Origin of the sequence: Streptomyces xylophagus, assembly GCF_000716435.1 — a bacterium.
In the GTDB taxonomy this organism is placed as follows: Bacteria; Actinomycetota; Actinomycetes; order Streptomycetales; family Streptomycetaceae; genus Streptomyces; species Streptomyces xylophagus.
In genome coordinates this window covers 67781-87920 of sequence record NZ_JNWO01000031.1, presented here as the reverse complement: position 1 = coordinate 87920, position 20140 = coordinate 67781, and the positions used below count along the sequence as shown (strand labels likewise).

General features: G+C 69.9%; 18 protein-coding genes and 1 pseudogene. 6 read left to right on the top strand and 13 right to left on the bottom strand.

Annotated elements, in window-relative coordinates; all coding sequences use genetic code 11:
* Positions 1–34: 34 nt before the first annotated feature.
* Positions 35–580: pseudogene (locus OO70_RS54175) on the top strand (transglycosylase domain-containing protein); the annotation flags it as partial.
* A gap of 61 nt (positions 581–641) precedes the next feature.
* Here the strand turns inward: OO70_RS54175 and OO70_RS43125 are convergent.
* The 7 genes from OO70_RS43125 to OO70_RS43095 form a co-directional block, all read right to left on the bottom strand.
* Complete coding sequence (locus OO70_RS43125) at positions 642–2099, bottom strand: catalase (protein WP_043684569.1); 1458 nt, start codon at positions 2097–2099, stop codon at positions 642–644.
* A gap of 97 nt (positions 2100–2196) precedes the next feature.
* Positions 2197–4293, bottom strand: coding sequence for a SpoIIE family protein phosphatase (locus OO70_RS43120; RefSeq protein ID WP_043684566.1), 2097 nt, complete (start codon positions 4291–4293; stop codon positions 2197–2199).
* A 289-nt stretch (positions 4294–4582) separates the two neighbouring features.
* Positions 4583–5275, bottom strand: coding sequence for a cytidylyl-2-hydroxypropylphosphonate hydrolase (fomD, locus tag OO70_RS43115; RefSeq protein WP_199827513.1), 693 nt, complete (start codon positions 5273–5275; stop codon positions 4583–4585).
* A gap of 72 nt (positions 5276–5347) precedes the next feature.
* A complete protein-coding gene (locus tag OO70_RS43110) occupies positions 5348–6733 on the bottom strand; it encodes a class II fumarate hydratase (RefSeq protein WP_043684560.1) in 1386 nt (461 codons plus the stop codon).
* Between the two features lie 37 nt (positions 6734–6770).
* Positions 6771–7523 carry a helix-turn-helix domain-containing protein gene (locus tag OO70_RS43105; RefSeq protein ID WP_078651780.1) on the bottom strand — a complete coding sequence of 251 codons (753 nt, stop codon included), beginning with the start codon at positions 7521–7523 and terminating at the stop codon, positions 6771–6773.
* 167 nt (positions 7524–7690) lie between these two features.
* Positions 7691–8059 (bottom strand): SH3 domain-containing protein, encoded by a 369-nt coding sequence (locus tag OO70_RS43100; protein WP_043684554.1) that lies wholly within the window; start codon positions 8057–8059, stop codon positions 7691–7693.
* Positions 8060–8383: 324 nt separating this feature from the next.
* Positions 8384–10054: a fumarate hydratase gene (locus OO70_RS43095; protein WP_043684551.1), complete on the bottom strand. Its 1671-nt coding sequence runs from the start codon at positions 10052–10054 to the stop codon at positions 8384–8386.
* A gap of 179 nt (positions 10055–10233) precedes the next feature.
* Between OO70_RS43095 and OO70_RS43090 the strand changes: the two genes are divergently transcribed.
* Positions 10234–10980, top strand: coding sequence for a DUF1707 SHOCT-like domain-containing protein (locus OO70_RS43090; RefSeq protein ID WP_043684549.1), 747 nt, complete (start codon positions 10234–10236; stop codon positions 10978–10980).
* A 173-nt stretch (positions 10981–11153) separates the two neighbouring features.
* Complete coding sequence (locus OO70_RS43085) at positions 11154–11528, top strand: WhiB family transcriptional regulator (protein WP_026150672.1); 375 nt, start codon at positions 11154–11156, stop codon at positions 11526–11528.
* A 167-nt stretch (positions 11529–11695) separates the two neighbouring features.
* Here OO70_RS43085 and glpX read toward each other — a convergent pair whose 3' ends face one another.
* Positions 11696–12730: a class II fructose-bisphosphatase gene (gene glpX / locus OO70_RS43080; RefSeq protein WP_043684545.1), complete on the bottom strand. Its 1035-nt coding sequence runs from the start codon at positions 12728–12730 to the stop codon at positions 11696–11698.
* 125 nt (positions 12731–12855) lie between these two features.
* On the opposite strand from glpX, the gene OO70_RS43075 reads away from it, so the two are divergent.
* Positions 12856–13377, top strand: a complete 522-nt coding sequence (locus OO70_RS43075; protein WP_043684663.1) for a DUF4245 domain-containing protein — start codon at positions 12856–12858, stop codon at positions 13375–13377.
* A gap of 83 nt (positions 13378–13460) precedes the next feature.
* Here OO70_RS43075 and OO70_RS43070 read toward each other — a convergent pair whose 3' ends face one another.
* The 4 genes from OO70_RS43070 to OO70_RS43055 all read right to left on the bottom strand — a co-directional run bounded on the left by OO70_RS43070 (position 13461) and on the right by OO70_RS43055 (position 17145).
* Positions 13461–14051, bottom strand: a complete 591-nt coding sequence (locus tag OO70_RS43070) for a malonic semialdehyde reductase (RefSeq protein WP_043684543.1) — start codon at positions 14049–14051, stop codon at positions 13461–13463.
* Between the two features lie 180 nt (positions 14052–14231).
* Complete coding sequence (locus OO70_RS43065) at positions 14232–14477, bottom strand: exodeoxyribonuclease VII small subunit (RefSeq protein ID WP_043684540.1); 246 nt, start codon at positions 14475–14477, stop codon at positions 14232–14234.
* A gap of 9 nt (positions 14478–14486) precedes the next feature.
* The gene (gene xseA, locus OO70_RS43060) at positions 14487–15704 is read right to left on the bottom strand and encodes an exodeoxyribonuclease VII large subunit (protein ID WP_043684537.1); all 1218 of its coding nucleotides are present in this window, start codon (positions 15702–15704) and stop codon (positions 14487–14489) included.
* 58 nt (positions 15705–15762) lie between these two features.
* A complete protein-coding gene (locus tag OO70_RS43055) occupies positions 15763–17145 on the bottom strand; it encodes an APC family permease (RefSeq protein WP_043684534.1) in 1383 nt (460 codons plus the stop codon).
* Between the two features lie 109 nt (positions 17146–17254).
* On the opposite strand from OO70_RS43055, the gene OO70_RS43050 reads away from it, so the two are divergent.
* Positions 17255–18280 (top strand): 4-hydroxy-3-methylbut-2-enyl diphosphate reductase, encoded by a 1026-nt coding sequence (locus OO70_RS43050; RefSeq protein WP_043684532.1) that lies wholly within the window; start codon positions 17255–17257, stop codon positions 18278–18280.
* Positions 18281–18309: 29 nt separating this feature from the next.
* Entirely contained in the window at positions 18310–19056 is a 747-nt protein-coding gene (gene ppgK, locus OO70_RS43045) for a polyphosphate--glucose phosphotransferase (RefSeq protein WP_043684528.1), read from the top strand.
* A gap of 461 nt (positions 19057–19517) precedes the next feature.
* Here the strand turns inward: ppgK and OO70_RS43040 are convergent, their stop codons facing one another.
* Positions 19518–20093: a DUF6542 domain-containing protein gene (locus tag OO70_RS43040; protein WP_078651779.1), complete on the bottom strand. Its 576-nt coding sequence runs from the start codon at positions 20091–20093 to the stop codon at positions 19518–19520.
* Between the last annotated feature and the right edge of the window lie 47 nt (positions 20094–20140).

Below are 20140 nucleotides of genomic sequence, written 5' to 3'. Positions count from 1 at the left end.
GTGAGCTTTTCGTTCCGGAGCGTCAACGTCGGTGGGTACGGCGAAGACGTCCGTGCGGGACAACGCCAAGCGCGACGGGCAGCAGGTCGCGGGCAAGACGGGTACGTCCGACAACAACAAGTCGGCCTGGTTCACCGGCTACACGCCCGACCTGGTCACCTCGGTGGGCCTGTTCGGCGAGGGGGCGGTCGGGACCAAACAGGCGAGCCAGCAGGTGACGCTGACCGGCGCCACCGGTCTCATCGCGTACCCCGGCCGTATCAACGGTGGTGGCTACCCGGCGCAGATCTGGGCGACGTACATGTTCGGGGTGACCAAGGCGAACAGCAAGTTCGACCTGGAGACCGACCAGGGCGCGGCGGTCGAGCCGGACTTCACGCCGACCCCGAGCGCGACCGTGTCGGCGACGCCGTCTCCGACGCCGACGAAGAGTCCGTCGCCGACCCCGACGACGGAGTCACCCACGCCGACCCCGACTCCCACGCCGACCCCGACACCGACCCCGACGCCGACGACCAGTCCGCCGGCGACACCGACCGACGGCAACACCGACGAACCGCTCGACCAGTTCGGCCAGTAGTCGGGTCACACGGCAGAAAGGGCGCCCGGCACAGAGCCGGGCGCTCTTTCGCGTACCGCTGCTACGCGAAGTTCGCGGCGATCCGGTCGCCGAGTTCCTTGTCCACGTGTCGCCAGTACCGCAGGGCGCGGTCGAGGACCGAGCGGGACACGTCGGCCTTCAGGTGGCCGGTGATGTTCGAGACGAGACGGTCGCGGGCCGCGTCGTCGAGGACCTCGCGGACCATCGTGCCGGCCTGGCCGAAGTCGTCGTCCTCGCGGTGCAACTTCGTTGCCTCGCGGACCAGTTCACCGGCAGTCTGCCAGCTCGCCGGATCACCGAACTGCGCGTAGTCGGCCGCCGGTCCGCCGTAGGAGTTCGGGGCGTACGGTCGTGCCGCGTTGGACGCCTCGTACCGCATCGGGCCGTCCTTGGCGTACGAGTTGACCTGCGAGTGCGGCCGATTGGGCGGCAGCTGGGCGTAGTTGGGGCCGATCCGGTACCGGTGGGTGTCCGGGTAGGAGAACAGCCGGCCCAGGAGCATCTTGTCCGGCGAGGGGCCGATGCCCGGGACCAGGTTCGAGGGCTCGAAGGCGGCCTGCTCGATGTGGACGAAGTAGTCGTCCGGGTTCCGGTTCAGGGTCATGCGGCCGACGTCGATCAGCGGGTAGTCCCCGTGCGGCCAGACCTTCGTCAGGTCGAAGGGGTTGAAGCGGTAGTCCGCCGCGTCCTCGAACGGCATGATCTGGACCTTGAGACTCCAGCTCGGCGCGTTCCCGGTATCGATCGACTCGTGCAGGTCACGGCGGTGCTTGTCGCCGTCGGAACCGGCGAGTTCGTCGGCCTCGGCCTGGGTGAGGTACTCGACGCCCTGGTCGGTCTTGAAGTGGTACTTCACCCAGAACCGCTCACCGGCGCCGTTGATCCACATGTAGGTGTGGGAGCTGTAGCCGTTCATGTGGCGGTACGTCTTGGGGATGCCCCGGTCGCCCATCAGCCAGGTCACCTGGTGTGCCGACTCGGGGGAGAGGGTCCAGAAGTCCCACTGCATGTCGTTGCTGCGCAGCCCGGTCGCCGGGTGGCGCTTCTGCGAGCGGATGAAGTCCTGGAACTTGATGGTGTCCCGGACGAAGAAGACTGGGGTGTTGTTGCCCACCATGTCGTAATTGCCGTGCTCGGTATAGAACTTGAGGGCGAAGCCGCGGGGGTCGCGCCAGGTGTCGGGCGAGCCCTGCTCACCGGCCACGGTGGAGAACCGCGCCAGCATCTCGGTGCGTTTGCCCGGCTGGAAGAGGTCTGCCCGGGTGAACTGGCTGACGTCGTTGGTGACTTCGAAGAAGCCGTACGCGCCGCTGCCCTTGGCGTGCACCACCCGCTCGGGGACCCGTTCCCGGTTGAACTGGGCCATCTTCTCGATGAGGTAGTGGTCCTGGAGCAGGATCGGTCCGTCGGCTCCGACGGTGAGCGAGTGTTCGTCGCTCTCCACCGGAATGCCGACGTTGTTCGTGGTGTACGGAGTGTGCTGGGGTGCCTGCGTCACGAGCGTCCTCCTGTTCGGAAGAAAGTAGGTCGCTTTCGCTTCGCGTACCCCAGCAGTCAACTCCGACGCCGGTACGTCGGCAACTTTTGGACGGGGTCTAATTCCGGTTCAGTTCGAACCAGACCACCTTCCCGGTGCTGAGCCGGGTGGCTCCCCACCGACGGGCCAGTTTGTTGACCAGGTAGAGCCCGCGCCCGCCCTCGTCCGTGGCCCGCGCCTGCCGCAGCCGCGGCAGCTGGGGCACGTCGTCGCCGACCTCACAGCGCAGCACGTCGGTACGCAGCAGCCGCAGCGTGACCGGCCGGGAGGCGTACCGCACGGCATTCGTCACGACCTCGCTGACCAGCAGCTCGACCGAGTCGGTCATGTCCTCCATGCCCCAGCGCGACAGCGCGCGCCGGGCCAGCCGGCGGGCCTGGCCGGGGGCCGAGTCCTCCGGATCGAGGAACCAGTACGCCACGTCGCTCGGCGCGATCCCGTCGAAGCGGGCGGCGAGCAGCGCGATGTCGTCGTCCCGGTCACCCGGGCCGAGCATGTCGAGCACCTCGTCGCACAGGGCCTCGAGGGGCGGCGGATGATCGGGTCCGGTGAGCTGCGCGACCGCGGCGAGCTTCTCGCGCAGCTGCTCTATCCCGGTCCACACGTCACGAAGCCGCGACTCGACCAGCCCGTCCGTGTACAGGAGCAACGTCGCTCCGGCCGGCGCGTCCAGCTCTACGGCCTCGAAGTCCACCCCGCCGACACCGATCGGGGCGCCGGGCGGCACCCGCAGGACCTCGGCCCGGCCGCCCAGATGCAGCAGCACCGGCGGCGGGTGTCCCGCGTTGGCGATGGTGATGCGGTGCGCGACCGGGTCGTAGACCGCGTACAGGCAGGTCGCCATGCGGTCGGTGCCCAGCCGCTGGGCCTGTTCGTCGAGGTGGTGCAGGACCTCCTGCGGGGGCAGGTCGAGACCGGCCAACGTCTGTGCGGTGGTGCGGAGTTGGCCCATGATCGCGGCTGAGGTCATGGAGTGGCCCATGACGTCGCCGACGACCAGGGCGACCCGGCTGCCGGGCAGCGGGATCGCGTCGTACCAGTCGCCGCCGACGCGTGCCGTCTCGGCGGCGGGCAGATACCGGGACGCCAGCCGCACGCCGGTGGGGCGGGGGAGGGTCTCGGGGAGCATGGTGCGCTGCAGCTCGTCGGCGATGTACGCCTCACGGCCGTAGAGCACCGCCTTGTCGATGCCCAGCGCGCTGTGCGTGGCGAGTTGGGCGGCGACCAGGAGGTCGTCGGCCTCGAACGCCATGCGCTCGGGGCGGCGCAGGAAGAGCGCGGCGCCGATCACCCGGCGCCGGCCGCGCAGCGGGGCGAGGATCGCGCGCTGGCCCGCGGGGACGATCAACTCACCGCCCTCGCCGAGCAGTTCGGGCAGCGCGGCACGGGCGGCGGGAGAGTCGGCGAATACGGGACGTACGCCCCGAAGCACCTCGTTCAACGCACCGCCGGGCCGCACCTCGCACAGTTCGGCGGTGACCGCCGACAGCTCGGAGGGCTGCTCCGGCTGTATCGCGGGCATGAAGCCGTTCTCCGTGTCCCGCTCCTCCGGGATCCGGTCGGTACGGCGCAGCCGCAGCACGACGGGCCCGGTGGGCCGCTCGTCGCCCACGGGGAGCGGGTCGCGCAGATAGACCAGGATCGCGTCCGAGAAGGTCGGCACGGTCGCCCGGCACAGCCCCATCACGATCTCGTCCAGGTCGATGCCGCGCGCGATCCGCCGGGTCGCGGCGCCCACGAAGCGCAGCCGGTCCCCGTCCCTGCGCATCGGCATGGGACCGCCCGGAGGCAGCCCCTGTCCCGTACGGCGCTCCTTGGCGGCGGCGTCGGAGACCTCGCCGCCGCCCGGCTGGGCCGGGATGCCGTCGGGCGCGGGGCGCGGGCGGTGGGCGTCGGGTTCGGCGGCCGAGGGCTGGGAGTGCTCGGAGCCACCTGCGGTGTCGGGCTTCACAGGGGTACCTGCCGGGTCCTTCCCCTTGGCGCGGGACGTGCTCGTACCCGGCGCCGAGGACGGCTCACCGGTGCGTGCCTGGGCCGGTAAGGCCGGGGCACCGGACGGCCTGGGCGGCGGCTCCGAGGTACGCAGAAGCGCCCCACGGGGGTCCGTGGGGTCGGCGCCGCTGGGGCGCTCGAAAGAGGTGGGGTGCTCCGTCACGCGTGTCGAATCCGTCCGTCCGGGACCGCACGCCGCGCGTGCAGTTCGTCCCGCCGAAATGCCGATACCCGGAATACGTGCCCCAGGAACGGAATTCCCGCGTGGTCAGAGGCTGTTCCTGTGCCACCGGTGGACCGGCGGCCCGAACCGCTGTTGCCCTGATACCCCTCGCTCACGTCCTGCCGCCCCTCGGTGACGTCTGGTCAGTCCCGGTACATGCCCCGGGAGTTGTGCGGTGCCCTTGCGGAGGACGATCCTACGGTTGCGCACCGGGGGCGCATCAAGGGTCTCATGTGGACATGTGCGCGGGGGTGCGGTCCCAGTCCTCCGGAAGTGAAGGTACAGCCCAGGACGGATCCGGGCGCCAGTGCTGCCAACCATCCGAGAACGGCGGACCCCACGCGCGGATCGTCTCCACCGCAGACCAGCCCGCTTTCCGTACCCGCTCGGCGAGTTGGGGATCCATCAGTCCGTCCCGCTGGGCCTGCGCGAACTCGTCCTCGTCACGCCACTGCCAACTCCGGTCCGGATCAACGGTGATGTCCAGGAAGTGATCCTCGGAGTCGACACCGCCCTCCCAACGGGCCAGTGGTTCCTCAAGGTTCACGTACCAGTTCTTGAACTGCCATCCGGGTTCCCAGAAAAGCCACACCGACCACGGCTCACCGGGCCGCGCCAGCTTCAGCACACCCGTCCCGAACCAGCGGTCCAACTGCACCGTACGCGGCTTGGTGTACCGCGTCTCCAACGGCTCCACGTGCACCGACGTGCCGTCCGCGAGCACCGGCTTCACACACTCGGTGCCGGGCGCCATCCAGACGGCGAGCAGCTCCTCGTCGTCCCGCACTACCGTGACGGGGCGGGCGATGTGGAAGCGCTCGCCGGCGTTCTCCCGGTAGCGCCACAGGATCTGACTCCCGGGCGCCCAGAAGGCCGTAGACGTACCCGCTTCCACCGCTCGCACCGCTCCACCGTCTGCCATGAACAGATATTAGGTGCCCCGGGCATACGACGCTGCGGCGCGCGTCACGGTTCACGCCAGGGCGACAATTGGTTACGGACGCGTCATCCGCAGGACATCGAGGGCCTCGTCGAGCTGCGTCTCGGTCAGGTCACCGCGCTCCACATAGCCGTTCTCCAGCACGACTTGGCGGATCGTCTTCCGTTCCGCAAGTGCCTTCTTGGCCACCTTGGCGGCCTCCTCGTACCCGATGTACTTGTTCAGCGGGGTGACGACGGACGGCGACGACTCGGCGTACTCCCGCGCACGCTCCCGGTGCGCGACGATCCCGTCCACGGTCCGGTCGGCCAGCAGCCGCGACACATTGGCGAGCAGCCGAATCGACTCGAGAACGTTCTTGGCGATCACCGGCAGCATCACATTGAGCTCGAAGTTGCCGGCGGCCCCGGCGGTGGCGACGGTCGCGTCATTGCCCACGACCTGCGCGGCGACCATGAGCACGGCCTCCGGAATGACCGGATTGACCTTGCCGGGCATGATCGACGACCCCGGCTGCAGATCCGGCAGCGAGATCTCGGACAGCCCGGTGCGCGGCCCCGACGCCATCCACCGCAGATCGTTCGCGATCTTCGTCAGCCCTACGGCGATGGTCCGCAGCTGCCCGCTGGTCTCGACGATCCCGTCCCGCGCACCCTGCGCCTCGAAGTGGTCCCGCGCCTCGGTCAACGGCAGCCCGGTGACCAGGGCGACCTCCGCGATCACGGCGGCGGAGAACCCGGGCGGGGTGTTGATCCCGGTCCCGACGGCGGTCCCGCCGAGAGGCAGCTCCGCGAGCCGGGGCAGCGAGGCCTGCAGCCGCTCGACGCCGTAGCGCACCTGGGCCGCGTACCCGCCGAACTCCTGCCCCAGCGTCACCGGAGTGGCGTCCATCAGGTGGGTCCGCCCGGACTTCACCACATCGGCGAACTCGACGGACTTGCGCGACAGCGCGCCCGCGAGATGCTCCAGCGCGGGGATGAGGTCGTGGATGACGGCACCGGTGGCCGCGATGTGGATGGAGGAGGGGAAGACGTCGTTGGACGACTGCGAAGCGTTGACATGATCATTGGGATGCACATCCCGCCCGAGCCGCTCGGTCGCGAGGGTCGCGATCACCTCGTTGGCGTTCATGTTCGACGAGGTGCCGGACCCCGTCTGGAACACGTCGATCGGGAAGTGCTCGTCCCACGCCCCGCCGGCCACCTCACGGGCCGCCTCCTGGATCGCCTCCGCGATGTCCTTGTCCAGCACGCCCAGTTCGGCGTTCACCTTGGCGGCGGCACCCTTGATCCGGGCCAGCGCCTCGATGTGGGCGCGCTCGATGCGCTGCCCGGAGATCGGGAAGTTCTCCACGGCTCGCTGGGTCTGGGCGCGCCACTTGGCGTCCGCGGGGACCTGTACCTCGCCCATGGAGTCGTGCTCGATGCGGTAGTCGCTCATACCTGTATATCGACCGGGAGGGCGGGGATGTTCCGGGTCAGCGGTCCGAGGCGGTGCAGACGGGCTTTCCGGCCACCTCCGCGCACGCCTGTGCCCCGCGCGGGTCGCTGGTGGCCAGCATCGGGCTGCTGTAGCCGTCCGAGCGGTCGCCCGGGTACTCGGCGGACAGCTCGTCCCGCCCCGACCTGATCGAGATCTCCCGCGCGCCGCCGACCCGGGTGCGCACCTCCGACCAGACGGTCGCGCAGGACGGCGAGTACCGGAGCCGTACGACCTGGGCGGCCCGCGCTACGACGCTCTCCGTACGGGCGTCCCGTGCGCAGGTCCCGGCGGACGGCAGCTCGCCCTGACAGCCACTGTCACGGCAGGAGGCCGCTGCGAGCCGCTCCGCCCCGGCATCGTGGTCGAGGACATCGGCGGCGCCGGCGGTCACCGCGACGGTGGTGGCCATCGCGGCGAGGGCAACGAGGGCGCGGGCGGGGGCACGCGGCCGACGCGGGCGTACGGGCGGGGAGGGGAGCTGTGGTGGAGGGGCGGGCGCGGACTGCTCCTGAACGGCCGCGTCCCACAGGGAGAGCAGCGCCTCGGGATGGGTGTGCGCGAGCCGGGCGAGCGCCTCCACGGCCGCCCGGGGCGGGAGTTGGTCGCCGTTGAGATACCGGTGCCAGGTCGACTTGCTGAACGGGGTGACGGCGGCCAGCGCGGCCAGGCTCAGCCCGGTCTGCCGCTTGAGAAGGCGGAGCCGTTCCGTAAGGAGCCGCTGCCTCTCGACCATCACATGGCTTTCCATGCTGCTCCCTGCTCCCTCGCCGTACCGGGGTGACCGCGGTGATCTGTTCCCGGGGGCGGTGCCGGGCCACACCCGGACAGCCGGAATATGAAGGGGTGTTGACCTGGCACCACCCGACGGGACGCACGGGACCGTCCCGTCGGGCAGTGCCGTTGCTCAGCCGAGGGTCAGCACCAGCGGACGGCGCTGTGGTTGCGGACGTAGTGGGCGGAGACGTAGCCCTCGTGGTGCGGGAGCTTGTACCACCGGTGGTTGCCGAAGACGCTGGAACCGCGCGTCTTGCAGACGATGGGCAGCGTCCGCCCGACAGGGCGCGTGCCGACGATCCGGTAGCCGGTGCCGGGTCCGGAGCGGACGTTCAGGCGGGTGTAGTGGTGGGTCGTGACGCGGCCCCAGGTGGGCGCGGCGAGGTGGTGCCGGGTGTGGTGCGGCGGGTGCGCGGCCGGGGCGGCGGTGGCGGCGACGGCTGTCACGGGGAAGACGGCGACGGCTGCGAGCGCGGCCACGAGACCGTTGCGCAGAGTACGTCGGATCATGGGGGGTTCCTCCGAGTCGACCGAGGACCACGGGCTGTGATCCAGTCAGCACGGAGCTTTTCCGGCAAAGCGGACGAAGATGCCGTCCCGGATGTCCCTGGGATGAAGTGGGACGGAGGTAAGGATCTTGTGCGTCCCGGGATGCCACCCGGCCAACGCAGGCCAGCTGTATTCAGCCCGTCCGGCGTTTGAGGACGAGGCCCCTTCAGGGCCGATGGGGGTCTGGGGGCGGAGCCCCCGGGCGGGGCCGAAGGGGCGGCAGCCCCTGGGGATGGGACGGGTAGGGGCGGCGGGGGCGAAAGAAATCCCCGCCGCCCACCCGCACTACGCCAGCCCAGGCCCCCGCACCGGAATCGTCGTGAACGTAGGCGCCGGCGCCGGATCCTGGAAGAAGTCGTTGCCCTTGTCGTCGACGACGACGAACGCGGGGAAGTCCTCGACCTCGATCTTCCACACCGCCTCCATGCCGAGCTCCTCGTACTCGACGACCTCGACCTTCTTGATGCAGTCCTGGGCGAGCCGGGCCGCAGGCCCACCGATAGACCCGAGGTAGAAGCCGCCGTGCGCGTCACACGCGTCGGTGACCTGTTTGCTCCGATTCCCCTTGGCGAGCATCACCTTGGACCCACCCGCCGCCTGGAACTGCTCGACATACGAGTCCATGCGACCGGCGGTCGTAGGCCCGAAGGACCCGGACGCGTACCCCTCGGGGGTCTTCGCGGGCCCCGCGTAGTACACCGGGTGGTCCTTCAGGTACTGCGGCATCTCCTCGCCCGCGTCGAGCCGCTCCTTGATCTTGGCGTGCGCGATGTCACGCGCCACGACGAGCGGCCCGGAGAGCGAAAGCCGGGTCTTGACGGGGTACTTGGTCAGCTCGGCGAGGATGTCGTCCATGGGCTGGTTGAGATCGATCCGCACCACGTCCTCCTCACCGGAGTCCAGATGCTCATCGGTGGTCTCCGGCAGGAACCGCGCCGGGTCGGTCTCCAACTGCTCCAGGAACACACCCTCGGCGGTGATCTTCGCGACGGCCTGCCGGTCGGCGGAGCAGGACACGGCGATGGCGACCGGGCACGAGGCACCATGACGCGGAAGTCGGACGACCCGCACGTCGTGGCAGAAGTACTTCCCGCCGAACTGCGCCCCGATCCCGATCCGCTGCGTCAGCTCGAAGACCTTCTGCTCCAGGTCCTTGTCCCGGAAGCCGTGCCCCAACTCCGAGCCCTCGGCCGGGATCTCGTCCAGGTAGTGCGCGGAGGCGTACTTCGCGGTCTTCAGCGCGTACTCGGCGCTCGTGCCGCCGACCACGATCGCGAGGTGGTACGGCGGGCAGGCCGCCGTACCCAGCGAACGGATCTTCTCCTCCAGGAACTTCATCATGGAGCCCTCGTTGAGGACCGCCTTCGTCTCCTGGTAGAGGAACGACTTGTTGGCCGAGCCGCCGCCCTTCGCCATGAACAGGAACTTGTAGGCGCCGCCGTCGGTCGCGTACAGCTCGATCTGGGCGGGCAGGTTCGACCCGGTGTTCTTCTCGTCCCACATGGTCAGCGGGGCCATCTGCGAGTACCGCAGATTGAGGTTGAGATAGGCGTCGTAGATGCCGCGCGACAGGGCCGACTCGTCGCCGCCCTCCGTGAGGACGTTCTGCCCCCGCTTGCCCATCACGATCGCCGTGCCGGTGTCCTGGCACATGGGCAGCACACCGGCCGCCGCGATGTTCGCGTTCTTCAGCAGGTCCAGCGCCACGAACTTGTCGTTGTTCGACGCCTCGGGGTCGTCGATGATCCGGCGCAGCTGCGCGAGGTGGGCCGGCCGCAGGTAGTGCTGGATGTCGTGGATCGCCTCGGCCGCGAGCTGACGCAGCGCCTCCGGCTCGACCTTGAGGAACGTCCGCCCGTCGGCCTCGAAGGTGGAGACACCCTCGGAGGTCACCAGCCGGTACGGGGTGGTGTCCTCTCCCATGGGGAGCAGATCGGTGTACGCGAACTCAGGCATCGCAGCCCATTCCTCACTCGACAGACGGCCGCCCGCCGACACTGGCGGGCGCTCACCAGCGTAGAACCTGCCACCGACAGCGAGCTTGTGAGGTAAGGCTCAGTTCGCCGGGACCTTCGCCACGCCAACGTTGTCCACACCCCTAGTCGCGATCTATCGCGTTTCGGTACGCTGCTGCCGTGGACCTTCAGAAGCAGCCCGCATCCGCGCCCACGGCCCCGCAGCCCGCGCCCGCAGTCGCCGACCTGCCCGGCTCCGACCTGCCCGGCTCGGCGCTGCGCGCCTCGGACGCCGACCGTGACCGCATCGCCGACATCCTGCGCGATGCCCTGGGCGAGGGGCGCCTGACCGCCGACGAGCACGCCGAGCGCGTCGAGGGGGTGCTGAGCGCCAAGACGGTCGGTGAGCTGGAGGTCTTCATCCAGGATCTGCCGGCCGCCCATGGACACCGGGCGACGGCCTCGTCGTACAGCCCGGCCCCGAACCGCCCGACGGAGGGCGCGATTCCGGCCGAGGCCGACGAGAACGTGGTGGCGGTGTTCAGCGCGGCCATGCGCAAGGGCCGCTGGCGCGCAGGGCGCCGCATGCACGCGTACGCCGTGTTCGGCAGTGTCGAGATCGACCTCAGCGAGGCGATCTTCGAGTACCAGCAGGTCGTCATCAAGGCGATCTCGGTGTTCGGCAACGTCGAGATCCGCGTCCCGGAGAACGTGTCGCTGCGCGGCACCGGCGGCGGCATCCTCGGCAACTTCGAGGTGGACACGCTGGATTCACTCGAACCGGACGCGCCCGTGGTCTACGTCGACGGGTGGGCCGTACTCGGAAACATCGAGGCAAAACCCAAGCGGGGCAAGCTCGTTGCGGACATTCTCGATCGGGTTCAGCGCAAGGTCGACAAGAGTTTGCGCAAGCACCTGGATCGTTGACGGTTGTGAATCGGGGCACATGCGGAGCTGATCGGTCCGCCGCGGTCCGCCCCTGACATCGCGCAGAAGCGCCCGAAAACCAGCGCTTCGGAACTCAGTGCATAGGCGCGCGCACAGCGGGTAGGCCTTGCTGCATCGTCTCTCGCTCGCGAAGCCGTCGTCAGGAGTAGACCGTGCTGCAACCGCCGCATTCGTCCCTGCAGGTAGCTGCTGTTCCGGCTCAGCGGGTGCCTGCGCGAGACAGGGACCAAGACGCTCCATGGCACACCGAAGCGGTGTGCCGGCGCGACGAGGCAGGCCTGTTCTTCGCACCCTCCAAGGAACCCACCGCCGCCCGACTCTCCCGCGAGGACGCCGCCAAACGCGTCTGCGCCCGCTGTCCGGTCATGGTCGAGTGCCGAGAGCACGCGCTGCTGCAACCGGAACCGTACGGCGTCTGGGGCGGCCTCACCGCCGCCGAACGCCGAGTGGTCCTGGCCAGGCGCCGCCGCCGCGACCTGGAACTCCAGAAGGCCCGCGCCGCAGGCCGCATAGCGGCGGCCGGATGACAAAGGGCGCCCCCTCCGCACCAGGGGGCGCCTTTTCATCAAAGGACGTGGGGCCGCCTTGCCATTGCCGGGCAGGGCAACTCACCTAGGGGCGCGGGGAACTGCGCGACCAGCCACGGCGGACCCGCAGCCGCCAACGCTCCGCACCACCCCCACCCCTAGGCGCGTTACTTGGCCCGATCAAAATCAATCGCGCTGTACGCCCGCAGCTTGCTCAGCCGGTGCTCCGAGTCGATCCGCCGCACCGTGCCGGACTTCGACCGCATCACGATCGAGTCGGTGGTCGCGGTCTCCGCCCGGTACCGCACACCCCGCAGCAACTCCCCGTCCGTGATCCCGGTCGCGACAAAGAACACGTTCTCGCCGGACACCAGGTCGTCGGTGGTGAGCACCCGGTCGAGGTCATGCCCCGCGTCCAACGCCCGCTGCCGCTCGGCATCGTCCTTCGGCCACAACTTGCCCTGGATCACACCGCCCAGGCACTTCACGGCACAGGCCGAGATGATGCCCTCGGGCGTGCCACCGACACCGAGCAGCAGATCCACGCCGGTACCTTCGCGCAGCGCGAGGATCGAGCCCGCGACATCGCCGTCGGAGATCAGCTTGATCCGCGCACCGGTCTCCCGGATCTCCTTGATGATGCCGTCGTGCCGCGGCCGGTCCAGGACGACGACGGTGACGTCCTCGGGCGTGACCCGCTTCGCCTTCGCGACCCTGCGGATGTTCACCGAGATCGGCGCCTCGATGTCGACGAACTCGGCCGCCTCGGGCCCGGCGACCAGCTTGTCCATGTAGAACACGGCGGACGGGTCGAACATCGAACCCCGGTCCGCGGCGGCCAGTACGGCGATCGCGTTCGGCATGCCCTTGGCGTTGAGCGTGGTCCCGTCGATCGGGTCGACGGCGATATCGCACTCCGGCCCGGTCCCGTCACCGACGCGCTCGCCGTTGAAGAGCATCGGCGCCTCGTCCTTCTCGCCCTCACCGATGACGACGACGCCGTTCATCGAGACGGTGGAGACGAGGGTCCGCATGGCACGCACGGCGGCACCGTCGGCGCCGTTCTTGTCACCGCGCCCGACCCAGCGGCCCGCGGCCATCGCGGCGGCTTCGGTCACCCGGACGAGTTCCAGGGCGAGGTTGCGGTCGGGGGCCTCGGAGGGGACTTCGAGTTCGGACGGCAGATGATGATGCTCGGTCATCGGAGCGCACCTTTCTGATACGACGACGGCCGGATGAGGGTATGGCCCCGACTCTATCGCCAGGCAGACAAAATGAGCAGGGGGCCCCACGGATGAGCGGCCGGGGCACCTGCGACGATAGGGACGTGGCAGGTTCGAACGGCAAGCAGAAGACGGTCCGGGACATGATTCTCTCCCTGGGCCTGATCGGGATCGCGGCGGCGATCGTCTACATCTTCATCCCGCACAGCGACCACGCTCCGGACGTCAAGCGGGTCGACTACCGCGTGGAGCTGCTCACGGCACGCCGCGCGGCGCCGTACCCGGTGGCGGCGCCGGAGGGCCTGTCCCAGAGCTGGAAGGCGACCTCGGTCCGCTACGACGGCGCCACGTTCGACGCCTGGCACCTCGGGTTCAGTGCCCCCGGTGGTCAGTACGTGCAGATAGAGCAGTCGACTCAGAAGCCCGCCGACTTCATCGACGCCGCGAGCCAGGGCGGCGCCGCCACGAAGACCACCCAGAACATCGACGGCCGGACCTGGACCCGCTACACCGGCGGTCGCTACGACGCCCTCGTGCTCGCGGACAAGGGCTCGACGACGGTCGTGGCGGGCACGGGCCCCTTCACCCAGCTGACGGAGATGGCGAAGGCGTTGAAGACGAAGTAGCCCGACAGGTGTGACGAAGGCCCCCGACGCCGTGCGTGCCGGGGGCCTTCTGCGTGCCAGGTGTCTCAGTCGATTCCGGCGACTCAGACGGTCGTGACGACCTCGTCGTACTCCAGGCGCGGGGAGCGCGGGAACCAGGCGTCCTCGCCCGGCTTGCCGATGTTGATGACGACGAACGGGGTGTGGTCGCCGTCCAGGAACTCCTTCTGGACGCCCGCGAAGTCGAGACCGGTCATCGGTCCCGCGGCGAGGCCGGCGGCGCGGATGCCGATGATGAAGTACGCGGCCTGAAGGGCGGCGTTCAGCGCGGCGTTGCCCTCGCGGACCGAACGCTCGCCGAAGACGGCGTCCTTGGCCTGCGGGAAGTGCGGGAACAGGTTCGGCAGTTCCTCGTGGAACTCGTTGTCCGCGGAGAGGATCGCGACCAGCGGGGCGGCGGCGGTCTTCTTCTGGTTGCCCTCGGCGAGGTGCTGCACGAGGCGCTCGCGGGCCTCGGGGGAGCGGACCAGGGTGATGCGCAGCGGCGACTGGTTCATCGAGGTCGGGCCGTACTTGACCAGGTCGTAGATCGCCTGCACCTGCTCGTCCGTCACCGGCTCGTCGGTGAAGGTGTTCGCGGTGCGGGCCTCGCGGAACAGCAGGTCCTGGGCGGTGGGGTCAAGGACGAGAGACATACGTGAACTTCCTCGGGGGGCGGAAGCGGATATCCGGACCGTGGTCCGGATAGGCTGACGAGGCCGACCGTACGCGATGGGACGTTCAACATTCAACCAAAAACGGAGCATGGTGATCCGCCTCACAGCAGACCACTGGTGTCGCTACTCTCCGCCGCTGCCCGGCGTCACTCCCCGCCGCTACTCGGCGTCGCCCTCCGCGGCCTCTTCCTCCGCCAGCGCCGCGTCCAGCCGCGCCCGCGCCCCGTCCAGCCAGCGCCGGCACACCTTGGCCAGCTCCTCGCCCCGCTCCCAGAGCGCGAGCGACTCCTCCAGCGTCGTACCGCCCGCCTCCAACCGCCGTACGACCTCGATCAGTTCGTCGCGCGCCTGCTCGTACCCGAGCGACTCGGCCGTTCCGGCACCTTCGTCAACCTTGCTGGTCATCCGCCCACCCTATGCATGTGCCGTATCGACTCGAACCGTGAACTCACCCTCGGCGACCCGTGCCCGCAGCACCTCGTCCGCCGTCACCTCTTCCGGGTCCCGGACGACATGCCCGTCGGCCTTCTGCAGCACCGCGTACCCCCGCTTCAGGGTCGCGGCCGGGGAGAGAGCCACCACGCGCGCGTGCGTGTGGGTCAGCTCCGAGTCGGCGCGGTCCAGGAGATGCCCGAGCGTGCGCCGGCCCCGGCCGAGAAGCGCGGCGACATGATCCGCCCGCTCGTCGATCATCCGGTGCGGATCCTGTATCGACGGCCGCGACAACGCCTGCGCCAGCCCGCGCTCCTCCCGGTCCACGAACGCCACCACACACCGTCGCGCCCGGTCGCGCAGCTGCCGTACGCGCTCGTACTCCTCGCCGACGTCCGGTACGACCTTCTTCGCGGCGTCGGTGGGGGTGGAGGCGCGCAGGTCCGCCACGTAGTCCAGGAGCGGGTTGTCGGGCTCGTGCCCGATCGCGGACACCACGGGCGTACGACAGGCCGACACCGCCCGTACGAGCTGCTCGTCGGAGAACGGCAGCAGGTCCTCCACGCTGCCGCCGCCCCGCGCCACGATGATCACGTCCACGCCCTCGAGCGCGTCCAGCTCCTTCACGGCCTGCACGACCTGCGGCACGGCGTGCACACCCTGCACGGGCACGTTGCGCACCTCGAAACGGACGGCGGGCCAGCGATGCCGCGCGTTCTCCAGGACGTCCCGCTCGGCGGCCGAGGCACGCCCGCAGACCAGCCCGATCAGCTGCGGCAGGAACGGCAACGGCTTCTTCCGCTCGGCCGCGAACAGCCCCTCCGCCGCCAGTGACTTCTTCAACTGCTCCAGCCGCGCGAGGAGTTCACCGACCCCGACCGGCCTTATCTCGGTGGCCCGCAACGACAACTGCCCCCGCGGCGCGTACCACTCCGGCTTCGCGAGTACGACGACCCGCGCGCCCTCGCTGACGACATCGGCGACCTCGTCGAACACCTGCCGGAAGCACGTCACGCTCACCGAGATGTCGTACGACGGGTCGCGCAGGGTCAGGAAGACGACCCCGGCACCCGGGCGCCGCGACAACTGCGTGATCTGCCCCTCGACCCACACCGCCCCGAGCCGGTCGATCCACCCGCCGATGAGCCGGGAGACCTCACCGACGGGGAGCGGCGCGTCCGGAGCGGTGTTGAGAGCCATGCGCCCGAGAGTAACGGCCGTCTCTGACAACGCGGTCGAGGTGAGGAGCGTGTGACCCTCAACTGATCCCCGTGTCGGCCTTGTTCCGGTTGCCCTGCACCGCGAGCACCGCCAGCCCCACCGCCAGCCAGATCGCACCCACCACCTGTGCCGTACCGGAGGCCTCCACGATCACCGCGACGGTGATCGCCGCCCCCAGCACCGGTACCAGCACGTGCCGCCACCACACCACCGGCCCGCCCCGGCGCCGTACTGCGAACCAGCCCACCACGCTTGCGTGCAGCAGCGTGAAGGCGGTCAGCGCGCCGATGTCGACGACCGACACCAGGTGGTCGAGACCGTCGTCGCGCCGGGCGGCCCAGACCGCGGCGATCAGGGTGATGACCGCCGCGCTGAGGAGGGCGATCCGCGGTACCCCGGAGTCCGTCTTCGACAGGGCGCGCGGCAGCCGTCGGTCGCGGGCCATCGCGAACACCAGGCGGGCCGCCGCGGCCTGCCCGACCAGTGCCGCGAACGCCGCGCCGATGGCCTTGCTGACGGCCACCAGGTTGTGCAGCCAGTTGCCGACCGAGACGTCGACCGCGTCGTAGAACGCCGATCCCTGCTTGCCCGCGTCGGCGGCGAGCTGTGCGGACGTCGTCGGCTCCAGGAGAGCGACCAGGTACGTCTGGGCGATGAACAGCACACCGGCGAGGGCGAGGCAGAACAACAGCGCCCTGGCGACCTTCTCGGAGCCGCCGGTGACCTCCTCCGCGAAGGTGGCGACCGCGTCGAAGCCCAGGTAGGAGAGGACGGCGACCGAGACCGCGCCGATCACCGCCGACAGCGCGAACGCGCCCTGGGTGCCGTCCCCGGACAGCGGTGACAGCCAGCCCCGTTCGGCGCCGTCGCGCGCGAGGACGACGATCGCCGACACGACGAAGATGACCAGGACGACGATCTCCATCGCGAGGACCAGGAAGCCCACGCGCGCGGCGGCCCGCACCCCCCAGAGGTTGAGGCAGGTGGTGACGACGACGGCCAGCGCGGTCCACACCCAGCGGGAGACCTCCGGGACCAGCGCGTTCATGGCGATCCCGGAGAAGAGGTAGGCGACGGCGGGGATCAGGATGTAGTCCAGCATCGCCATCCAGCCGGCGATGAACCCGGCCTCCCTGCCGAGCCCCACGCGCGCGTAGGCGAACACCGACCCCGCCTGGGGGACGACCCGCACCATCTGCGCGTAGCTGAAAGCGGTGAACGCCATCGCGACCGTGGCGACGACATAGACCAGCGCGACGGCGCCGTGCGACTTGGCGTCCAGGGTGCCGAACACGCCGACCGGTGCCATGGGGGCGATGAACAGCAGCCCGTAGACGACGAGATCCCGGAAACCGAGACTGCGCCGCAGGTGAGGTCCCTCGCCGGCACTGGTCGTTGTGTCCGTGTCCGTGTCCGCCATCTCGCGTCTCCCGTACGTCGTGCCCGGCCCCACCCCTCGCACTCAACTCCCACTCCACGGCCAGTCTCCCCAAGGACGCGATCTTTGACCCGTCGAGCGCGGCCTTACGATGGGACGCATGACTGCTTCGCCTGGCCGCCGTGTCCTGCTCGCCGCCCCCCGGGGCTACTGCGCGGGCGTGGACCGCGCCGTGATCGCCGTCGAGAAAGCCCTGGAGCAGTACGGGGCTCCGATCTATGTCCGGCACGAGATCGTGCACAACAAGTACGTCGTGCAGACGCTGGAGAAGAAGGGCGCGATCTTCGTCGAGCGGACCGAGGAGGTCCCCGAGGGGAACATCGTGATGTTCTCCGCGCACGGCGTGGCGCCCGTCGTCCACGACGAGGCCAAGCGGGGCAATCTCGCCACCATCGACGCGACCTGCCCCCTGGTGACCAAGGTCCACAAGGAAGCCGTCCGGTTCGCCAACGACGACTTCGACATCCTCCTCATCGGGCACGAGGGCCACGAGGAGGTCATCGGCACCTCCGGGGAGGCCCCCGACCACATCACCCTGGTCGACGGCCCGTCCGACGTCGCCAAGGTCGAGGTGCGGGACCCGTCCAGGGTCGTATGGCTGTCCCAGACCACTCTCTCGGTCGACGAGACCATGGAGACGGTGGACGCGCTGAAGGAGAAGTTCCCGCAGCTCATCTCCCCGCCCAGCGACGACATCTGCTACGCCACGCAGAACCGCCAGCTCGCCGTGAAGCAGATGGGCGAGGAGGCCGACCTGGTGATCGTGGTCGGCTCGAGGAACTCCTCCAACTCGATCCGGCTCGTCGAGGTCGCCAAGCTGGCCGGCGCCGGCGCCGCGTATCTCGTGGACTTCGCCGACGAGATCGAGGAGGCCTGGCTGGAGGGCGTGACCACGGTCGGCGTGACCTCGGGCGCCTCCGTGCCGGAGATCCTGGTCGAGCAGGTCCTGGAGTGGCTGTCCGGGCGCGGCTACGAGGACGTCGAGCTGGTCAAGGCGGCCGAGGAGTCCATCACGTTCTCGCTGCCCAAGGAACTCCGTCGTGACCTGCGCGAAGAGGCGGCGGCACTGGTCGCCGAGCGCACGGGTCCGGACCGTTCGACCCCCTCCGGGCAGTGACTGTCAGTCGTTCGTCGTAGCGTGGATCCATGCAGATCTTCGGCGTGGACATCGGTGGATCCGGGATCAAGGGCGCCCCTGTGGACCTGGACAAGGGCGATTTGACCCAAGAGCGGTACAAAGTGCTGACCCCGCACCCGGCGACGCCGGACGGGGTCGCCGACGGCGTGAAGGAAGTCGTCGAGCACTTCGGCTGGACGGGACCGGTCGGGCTCACGTTTCCGGGCGTGGTCACCGGCGGTGCCACGATCCGTACGGCGGCGAACGTCGACAAGAGCTGGATCGACAAGGACGCGGGCGCGCTGTTCAGGGACAGACTCGGCGGCCTCCCGGTGACCGTCGTCAACGACGCGGACGCGGCGGGCGTCGCCGAGATGCACTTCGGCGCCGGCCAGGGCCGCAAGGGCACGGTGATCCTGCTGACCTTCGGCACGGGCATCGGCAGCGCGCTGTTCGTCAACGGCATCCTCGTCCCGAACACGGAGCTGGGCCACCTCGAGCTGAACGGCCACGACGCCGAGAAGAAGGCCTCCAGCAAGGCCAAGGAGGACGGCGAGCTGACCTGGGAGCACTGGGCCAACCGCGTCCAGAAGTACCTCGCCCACGTCGAGATGCTGTTCTCTCCCGAGCTGTTCATCATCGGCGGCGGAGTCAGCCGCAAGGCCGACAAGTTCCTGCACTTCATCGAGGACATCAAGGCCGAGATCGTCCCGGCGCAGTTGCAGAACAACGCGGGGATCGTGGGGGCGGCGATGCATGCGGCGGGGGACGACTAGGGCGGCGGGGGACGACTGGGGCAGGGGTCCCCGGGGCCCGGGTGGCGGGATCTGGGCGGTACCCGATCGGCGTGGGTGCCAGGCGGCCGGAGTCCGAGGGCCGGGGTTCGGGCTCGGGGGACGAAGCCCGGGGGACGAAGCCCGGGGTCCGGGGTCCGGGGTCCGAGGTCTGAGGTCTGAGGTCCGGAGTTCGGTGGGCGTCGGTTGCGAGGCGGGGAGTCTGCGAAGGCCAGGGAACTCCGCTGGGACCTGCGCGAAGAAGCGGCGGCGTCGGCCGCCGAGCACGCGGGTTCGGACGGCGCGGTCGACGCGGCACGTTCCTCGGATCGGGCTCCGCTCCCCGGACCGCCCGCCCAGGACCGGTACTGGTGGAACCACCGTGCCCCGGAACCGGCTCCAGAACCACCCCCTGGACCCCCGGACCACCCTTCAGAAACCAGCCCCGCGGGACCGCCCGACCGTCACGCGCGTCGGCGCCGGTTCAGCAGGCGGATCCTGCGGACCGTCGCGATCAGCCCCGCGACGAGCGTGCCGCCGTAGAGCCAGCCGGCCTGGGTGGCGAGGCCGGTGACAAGGCCCATCAGGCGGTTGCCGAGGCCGCCGCTGCCGTCGGCGACCGGGAACAGGCCGACGGCGAAGGCGATCGGTACGACGACCGGCGCGGTCAGCAGGTCACCCCGCCGGATCCAGACCGCGGTCAGCACGCACACCGGCAGGAACAGCACGCCGTACACGGTCAGCGACGCCCCGAAAAGCACCTGGTCGAGAAGCCCGAGCACGAACATCACGGCCGCGCAGAACAGACCGCCGCCGAGCCCGGTGAGCCGAGGGTTCGGCAGCCGGCGCCCGGTCGGGGCCGCCGTAGGACCCGGGCGTCGTACGGCCGCCGGACGGCGCTGCGCGGTGCCGCGTGCCTGCGGTCCCGGGCGGGGGGTGCGGGCCGGGCCGCCGTTCGGGCCCCGGCCCGCCTGCGGGGGCAGGGGCGGGGCCCCGCGTCTTGCGCCGGGCTGTGGGGGTCGTGTCCTGTGTTGCTCCACTGGACCAACTTAGGTCGGTTTATGTGCCGAATGGGCCCTGGGACACG